Below are 7185 nucleotides of genomic sequence, written 5' to 3' on the forward strand. Positions count from 1 at the left end.
GTCTGATCCCGTGACATTCTTGAATCTCCATCGTGACGAGCTCGTTGTCCTCGATGAGATCCACAGGCTACCCGAGCTGTTTTCCTCGCTGCGCGGGATCATCGATCAAGGACGAAGAGACGGAAGAGGGCGAGGGCGCTTCCTGCTTTTGGGGTCTGCCAGCATGGACCTCATGCGTCAGTCTGAGACCTTGGCCGGACGCATCGAGTATGTCGACCTCGGCCCCTTCAACGCACTCGAACTTGAGGAGGAGCAGGAGGCGATCCGGCGTCTGTGGGTGCGCGGTGGCTTCCCGCGTAGCTACTTAGCGGAGAACGACGAGGACAGTCTGCGCTGGCGTCAGAATTTTATCCGCACCTACCTCGAGCGCGATGTCCCGATGTTCGGACCGCGTCTTCCAGTGGAGACACTCGAGCGGCTTTGGACCATGTTGGCGCACAACCAGGGTGGTTTGCTAAACGCATCGCAGCTGGGCAGAAATCTCAGCCTGTCCGGCCAATCGGTCGCAAACTATCTCGGCTTGCTAACCGACCTTCTTCTCATTCGACGTCTGCCGCCCTTCCATGCCAATGTCGGTAAGCGCCTCGTCAAATCTCCAAAGATTTATGTGCGCGACAGCGGCTTGGTGCACGCCCTTCTAAACATCGAAACGCTAGATGATCTACTCGGCCACCCTGTCGTCGGCGCGAGCTGGGAGGGGATGGTGATCGAGAGTCTTCTGGCAGTCGCCCCGTGGCGCACACGCCCGAGCTTCTACCGTACTGCGCGCGGTGCCGAGATCGATCTTGTTCTGGAGTTGGGCGCGCAACACGGCACCTGGGCCATCGAGATCAAAAGCGGCAGCGTTCCCAGGAGCGAAAAAGGCTTTTCTATTGCGCTCGAAGACATCCAACCCAGCAAGGCATTCATCTTATATGGAGGCAGCGAGCGCTACCCGAAAGCAGAGCGGACTGAAGCTGTCGGACTGCGTGAACTGGCACAAGAGCTGAAAAGCCTCCAGTCTTCTTAGATCGTATCTAAAGGACTACTCACAGGCATATTCTTTTGCCCGTTCATGATCCGCGTATAGCGCATTGTCGTTGCAACATCGTTATGTCCTAGTAAGGCCTGCAGCAAGCGGATATCCGTACCGCTTTCCAAAACATGTGAAGCAAATGCATGCCGGAGCGCCTGGGCACTAATCCGCGTATCAATCCCAGCACTCTCACCTGCAACCCTGAGTGTTCTTTGCAATGTCGCAGGATGGAGATGCGTTCGTCCGACATGTCCGGAGAACGCATCTCGTGAGAGACGTCCACTCGGGAAGAGATACTGCCAACCTAATTCGTAAGCAGCATCTGGCCATTCTTTTGCAATGGCGACAGGTAGCGTCACAGCACCAATACCGCTCGCCCGATCCTCCTGGTGCTGCCTTGCCACCCCTTCAACTTGTGCATTGAGGGGGTCGCAAAGTCGTTCTGGCAGCGGTATTTCTCGGTCCTTCTCACCTTTTCTGTTGCGAACAGTAATCTGCTTTTTCTCCAGATCCACATCAATCAAGCGTAAACGCACACATTCCATTAATTGCATGCCGGTCCCATAAAGTAGCCGCGCCATTAATCCCGGCACACCTGTCATTTCCTTCAATAACGCTCGCACCTCGTTCCGCGATAACACCATCGGAACTTTTGACGATGCCCTTGGTTTTTTCGCGCTCAACTTCTCGATAGGCTTATCCAGAACGTTCTGGAAAAAGAATGCAATTGCATTATAAGCCGCACTGCGCGTCTTAGGTGCCAAACCACACTCAACTTCCAGATGTTCTATAAATCGCTCGAGATCATGTTCTTCAATCTCTTCTGTTTCACGTTTGTCACAGAACACAAGGAAGCGATGACACCAGTCTAAATAGGCTTGTTCAGTCCGTATTGAATAGTGTCTTTCTTGGATTGCCTCAGAGAGGTCTTTGAGGACAGGAAACGTGAGTGTTGCTTTGGCGATACGAGGTGACCCCATCACCATCTCACGCTCTCGAAGATTGGCAATGTCTTCGGTTTGCTCAGGGATTGCAGAGTGGCGCCTCTCTAACCAAGCAGCCCACTCGATTTCACGACCAGCAGGCGTCGGAGTGAGTTGCAGAAGCAACAAACGCAACGCCCCGATCGACAAGCGAACCTGCTCGTCGGAGAGATCTGTGCGCGTACACAGTTCCTCCAAGTAAGCCTCCACATCCTTAGTGGGCAAGTCTTGAAGCCTGGAAGGTCTCAAGACACGCAAGAACGTCTCGACTTCAGAGACATACCTTGGATGATCTTTCTCAGGTATCCCAACACTCTTTAGGATATTGAGATATCTGTTTTTTTTATGTTCACTTTGCCCTGACTGGAGGGTCTTTTGGTCGTTGTTTGAGGGCATACCAGGGAAGATATTTGATGCTAGACTGCAAAAATTCTAAACTTTTTTACTAAAAACGCAACACAGGTCACAAAAATTTTATCGTTTTTTAAAAAACAATGCGACAGAGTTATCAAGTTAAAAAATATATTTAATTAATATAGAAATTTTAATTTTCAAAAATAAAATATTAAAAAATAAAATATTTAAAAAATAACAGCAACAATCATTGATAACATTTTTTACAAAGATTATTTTTTTATCTAAGATATAACCCTGACGGATCTCGCGAGCTATTTTTTAATCTATTTTAAAGCCTTACAATCATAATCATTTTCTAATTTCATCGCTTCTTGTTACGCACAAAAAGCCCCCTCCCCTTTCGTGATAAGCAGAATTTTTTTCTCTTTATCGGCAACCAATAAATGTGATTTCCAAAATTAATCGTCCACTTAATCTTCCAGTTATGAGAAAGCTAGTCTGTACGACCTCATGGGAGCCTGGCATTGCCTACGCGAGGATATTGTCATGAGTTGGTTTTTACTGACAGAGAGTCTGCGCTATTTCACATTGCCGAAGCGATGAACAGGAAATCGCGATAGAGACTTGGCATCCTCCACGCCCTAAAAGGGATGTGGCTCCCCAGGTGTCGGAGTCTGGCCTGAAAGAACTCACGATCCGCCTTTCCTTTTCAGCTCGGGATGACTCAACACAGGTCATGGCCGATTTGCTGTCAGCGCCAGTTCTACAGGCTTTCGTTCCTGTCCGCTCTCGGATATAAAAATACGTCGCTCATGCACGCTCAGCTCATCAGCGCCCTTCGGGTTTGCCTTGCTAGCGAGCAGGATGTTGTGCGATGAGTTTTGATCAAACGGGGTTTTTTTAATTGCTCGTAGTCACTTTTAAAAATCGGCAATATGCGTTTTTAAGTTAGATGAAATATTGATGATTTCAACACACTCTTAGCACTACACTTCACCATAATTGGTAGTGCGGCGCATTTCCCGAAAGACCATCTGGTAAAGACTTTGTCATTGGATCCCTGATCTAGTCGTTTGGAATGCCTATTGAGGTAGATTGCTGAAATCAGACCCACTTAATTTAATACCCAAAAACAGCCTTCTTCTAGGCATTAAAATGTAATAATAAAAACTGATCAATAATCAGTAGGCGGCTATTTCAGGCAATTTCTTTTTCTCTGAGAGACAGAGACAACCGTTGTCCAGGTTTAGTCGCCGTAGCGAGTGCGCATAACGCCCATTGTGTAAAGTCGAGAAACGAAAGAATCGCCAGCAAGCAGAAAGCCTCAAGGCGCAGTTGGGCGGATTATTGGCGAACGATCCTTGTCCAGGTTTCGCTAAGCGACTGATTGATGGTTTTGGCGCGCGAGATCACCGGAGCACTGTCTGACGTTTGTCCAGCGTCGCCGTCTCGATTTAAAAAATGGCGCGTGATAACGGTTTTACAGACCAACAGCACATCCTGCGTCATTTTGATGCCTATCAGTCGTTGAAATTGGGATCGCTTTCATCGCCCCTTAGGATGATTGGTTACAATCGCCAAAGACACGGTTTCTAGAACATCCTCTACCTTGATTAGAGCAGTCGATCAGCGCTCGCGGTTTTGAGATTTGGCTCGAGTACTCGGCTTAGGATTCAATGCGGGTCGAACGTCGTAATGATCGGCGACGTAATCGCGAATCGCATTCGCCGCCTCGTGATCCTGATGGGCTGCATAGTGATCGGCGATGCGGGTCCAAGCCTCGGCGCGACGACGGATCGCGCGTGCTTCAGTCTCGGCCTCGTAGCTCGGTGAGGGACTGGGGCCTTCGCGGGTACCACGACGGCTTAGCTCGTGGAGATCGCGGCGATAACCGTCCTTGCCTTTGCCGCGGCTATAGGCAGGCAGAGCCTCGGCTGGGATGCCGTGGCGCTCGAGGCTTGAGGCGAACCCCTCACGCCAGGCCAAGAGGTCGTGCTTGCGCGGGTTCAGCCAGCGCCCGTCCGTGCCCTGCAGCCCGATGACCACATGGGCGTGGTAGTGGTCGCGATCGTCGTGGAAGGTGAACAGTCGATCGTGGGCCTGGAACTGGTCGCTCAAGAAGTCTCGGACCGCCAGCTCGAAGGCGCCGGTGTTGGTGCCGGCGGGCATGGAGAGCATCAGGTTCATGCTGACGCGCTGGCGCGGTCGGCCCGTCTTCTTCTTGCCTGTGCTCTCCCCCTCGATCGGCCCCGTCGCCAGTTCGCGCCCGTAGTGCTGGAGGGCGTCACGGGCCGCAAGACCGAGTTGGCTGCCGATGGTGTCGAAGGCATCGCCACTCGGGTCAAAGACTTCGTTCTCGCCATTCCGCGAGATGTAGTCCAGATGAGCGGCGAGACCCTCCTTGGAACGCGCGAAGCTGGTGATCTTGACCATGACCTGGGGCTTGCGTCGAACCGCATTGAGGAGCGCGCTGCGCAGACTCGACGGCGCCAAACGATCAGGGGGAGCACCAGGGGCTCGAGCGCGCCCCGTACGTGCAAGCACAAACCAAGCGTCGTCAAAGACGCTGTTGGCGCTGCTGCTCATCCCCTGCCCTGCCTGATCACTCCGGCAATTTCTGCTTAATCTCAACCAGCAGGGTGCGGGTCTCGCGAAGCAGACCCTGGATGTTGACGAGCAGTGAGCGGTTCACCGCGACGGGCCGGCCCTCGTTGGCGGCGTGGGCAAGCTGGTTGAGGTTGATCCCAAGCCCGCGCACCTGCTTGTTGTACTCAGCGAGCGAGGTGATTAGCTCACGGCCAAGTCCGCTCTCGGTCGTGACGCGGTGGCTTGCCGCATCGCGTAGCCATGACGACAGGGTGGTGCTGCCGCGACGGGCGTTGATGAGTCGGCGGAGTCGCTCTGGAATGCGGAGGCAGATTCTGGGGCTGGCCATGGGGACTCCTGGGGTGGCGCAGGTCTGAGCGTCGTGGTCGGACTGGTCGTTCGGTTTGAGACGGTTGCAGAGTGTTCGAGAACGGGGTGCGGGGTGGGTGCTTGCGGCAAGGTGTCAGACACTTTGCCTATCCTGCCTTCATTCCCCACCCTCTCGAGTTTCGATAAGCTTCTTAGCGTTTTGTTTTTGCAACTAAAATAGTCTATAAATTTTGAATTGTCTCTTATTTTTCTACATTTAGTTTGCATTTTCTTACTTTAAGTTTGTCTTGTCATCCTCTTTTTTTGCGTTTAGTCTTCTTCTTAATCTCTTTTTTCTACGCTCTAGCGACAGTTTGTCGACAGAGAGGCCCCAATGCCCGACAACAACGCGGTTCCACCCGAAGAGACCACCTCGCTTGAGGCAGCAGAGGCGGCGTTGGATCGGTTGGCAACCAAGCTCGCGACACCGCCGTTGGCGACACAGATCCGCCGCTTACTGCCGAAGATCGAACGGGCCTTGGAGGCCGGGGCGAGCTATGTGCAAGTCTTGGAGACCTTGCGCGAGTGTGGCATTGAGATGCCGATGACGACGTTCCGCAGCACGCTGCATCGGGCGCGGCTGAAGCGGGATCAAGACGCGGAAGGCGGTAGGAAAAAAAGAACCCGGGCTGATTCGTCAGCAGAGGCGACGGATCGATCTGCTCAGGACGTTGGCGAGGGCTCGCAGGACAAGAAGCGCAATCCGCTCGCGATCCCACCAAGACCAAAGACCTTCGAGTGGGACCCGACGGAGCGCCCGAAGGTGACCTTTGTAACCAAGAAGAAACCCGATGTTGAGTTGCCGCCGTGACCGATCGCTTTCATCGTCCTGATGGACGCGATCGGCCATGAGACTCAACCAGCCCGCTCCTTTAGGAGCAGACGTTACCGATGAATCCGCCCTCGAGCGGTGTAATAGGCACTCCGGGGTGCTTCTCCAGCTCCGGACCCTGCGGCCAGCAGTTAAACAGCACGGCGTGGCACACGGCAGTGCTGCTGGCAAAAACCATCGGATAACCGGGCGAGGAGACCCTAACGGCCTTCGGGCCAGGCGGCGCGTAAGCGCCATGAGGACTTTATGAACCGAGTCTTTGTACTCACGAACACCAAACAGCCGCTGATGCCCTGTGCGCCGGCGCGGGCACGCAAGCTGCTCAAGGCCGGGCGCGCGGCGGTCTACCGCTTTGCCCCGTTCACCATCATTCTGAAGGACCGCGCAGCGGGAGAGACTCAGTCGATCGGGGTCAAGATCGATCCCGGCAGTAAGACCACCGGCCTGAGCCTGGTGGCCTTGTTCGAGCGCGGGCGCGAGGTGATCTGGGCCGCGAATCTCCTCCACCGGGGTCAGGCGATCCGCTCAGCGCTGGCCGATCGGCGCAGCTTCCGCCGGGGGCGGCGTGCGCGCCATACCCGCTATCGGGCGCCGCGGTTCCTCAACAGAACCCGGCCCGAGGGCTGGCTGCCGCCGTCTCTGCGCTCGCGGGTCGAGAACGTCCAGGGCCTCATTGCCAAGCTCCAGGTCCGCGCGCCGGTCACATCAGCCGCCATCGAGACGGTCCGCTTCGACACCCAGCTCATGCAGAACCCGGAGATGTCCGGCGTGGAATACCAGCAGGGCACGCTCGCCGGCTACGAGCTGCGGGAATACCTACTCGAGAAATGTCATCGCACCTGCGCCTACTGTGGCGCGACCGAGGTGCCGCTGGAGATCGAACACATCGTGCCGCGCTCGCGGGGCGGGTCGAACCGGCCGAGTAACCTGACGCTGGCTTGCCGGCCCTGCAATGAGCGCAAGGGCAACCAGCCCGTCGAAGTGTTCCTCAAGCGCAAGCCCGCAGTGCTCAAGCGCCTTCTAGCCCAGGCCAAGGCCCCGCT

At 54.7% G+C, this 7185-nt stretch carries 6 protein-coding genes; 3 read left to right on the forward strand and 3 right to left on the reverse strand.

The window, feature by feature from the left end:
* Positions 1-1009: ATP-binding protein (locus VBE63_RS22815; RefSeq protein WP_323685311.1), on the forward strand; the 1009-nt coding region annotated here is incomplete at its 5' end.
* Here VBE63_RS22815 and VBE63_RS22820 read toward each other — a convergent pair.
* The 3 genes from VBE63_RS22820 to mobC form a co-directional block, all read right to left on the reverse strand.
* Positions 1006-2196 carry an integron integrase gene (locus tag VBE63_RS22820; protein WP_323685312.1) on the reverse strand — a complete coding sequence of 397 codons (1191 nt, stop codon included), beginning with the start codon at positions 2194-2196 and terminating at the stop codon, positions 1006-1008. The two genes, VBE63_RS22815 and VBE63_RS22820, sit on opposite strands and share 4 nt — an antisense overlap.
* Before the next feature lie 1785 nt (positions 2197-3981).
* Entirely contained in the window at positions 3982-4941 is a 960-nt protein-coding gene (locus tag VBE63_RS22825; protein WP_323685313.1) for a relaxase/mobilization nuclease domain-containing protein, read from the reverse strand.
* Positions 4942-4957: 16 nt separating this feature from the next.
* Positions 4958-5290, reverse strand: coding sequence for a plasmid mobilization relaxosome protein MobC (gene mobC / locus VBE63_RS22830; protein ID WP_323685314.1), 333 nt, complete (start codon positions 5288-5290; stop codon positions 4958-4960).
* 354 nt (positions 5291-5644) lie between these two features.
* Here mobC and VBE63_RS22835 point away from each other — a divergent pair, with 354 nt between their 5' ends.
* Together VBE63_RS22835 and iscB are read left to right on the forward strand one after the other, a co-directional pair.
* On the forward strand, positions 5645-6121 hold the full coding sequence (locus VBE63_RS22835; protein WP_323685315.1) for a hypothetical protein: 477 nt from the start codon (positions 5645-5647) through the stop codon (positions 6119-6121).
* A gap of 267 nt (positions 6122-6388) precedes the next feature.
* Positions 6389-7185 (forward strand): RNA-guided endonuclease IscB (iscB, locus tag VBE63_RS22840; RefSeq protein WP_323685316.1); only part of this gene is annotated, 797 nt, incomplete at its 3' end.

It is taken from the genome of Lamprobacter sp., from assembly GCF_034860625.1.
GTDB lineage: Bacteria > Pseudomonadota > Gammaproteobacteria > Chromatiales > Chromatiaceae > Lamprobacter.

What these genes read in the sequence shown, in the direction of transcription:
- mobC (WP_323685314.1), bottom strand. Translation starts at nt 5,290, where the DNA reads ATGGCCAGCCCCAGAATCTGCCTCCGCATTCCAGAGCGACTCCGCCGA.
- VBE63_RS22835 (WP_323685315.1), top strand. Translation starts at nt 5,645, where the DNA reads ATGCCCGACAACAACGCGGTTCCACCCGAAGAGACCACCTCGCTTGAG.
- VBE63_RS22825 (WP_323685313.1), bottom strand. Translation starts at nt 4,941, where the DNA reads ATGAGCAGCAGCGCCAACAGCGTCTTTGACGACGCTTGGTTTGTGCTT.